Origin of the sequence: Priestia sp. SIMBA_032, assembly GCF_046535215.1 — a bacterium.
GTDB lineage: Bacteria > Bacillota > Bacilli > Bacillales > Bacillaceae_H > Priestia > Priestia aryabhattai.
This window is the reverse complement of the sequence record NZ_JAWRXD010000948.1, coordinates 1-261: the sequence shown is the minus strand read 5'-3', so window position 1 is coordinate 261 and position 261 is coordinate 1. Positions and strand designations below refer to the sequence as shown.

At 24.9% G+C, this 261-nt stretch carries 1 protein-coding gene; it reads left to right on the top strand.

Annotation, left to right across the window (positions count from 1 at the left end):
• Window positions 1–2: 2 nt before the first annotated feature.
• Window positions 3–261 (top strand): GIY-YIG nuclease family protein (locus tag SB717_RS37140; protein WP_486360805.1); only part of this gene is annotated, 259 nt, incomplete at its 3' end.

The window sequence follows — 261 nt, the reverse complement described above, 5'->3', positions numbered from 1 at the left end:
AATTGAAAAAATCTGACAGTGGTATTTATTTCATTAAAGACTATAATGACAATATTATTTATGTAGGCAACGCTTTTAGTATAAAAAGTAGAGTATTAGCTCATTTTAATAGTTATTCCAATATTGAGGAATATGTACATTTATTTAATAAAGTAGCGTATCTCATTGAAGATAGTTTGTTAAAACGCTCATTGTTACAAGTTACTTATATGATTAAATATAAACCAGTATTAAACAAAGAAGTACAAAAAGAATTCCCAG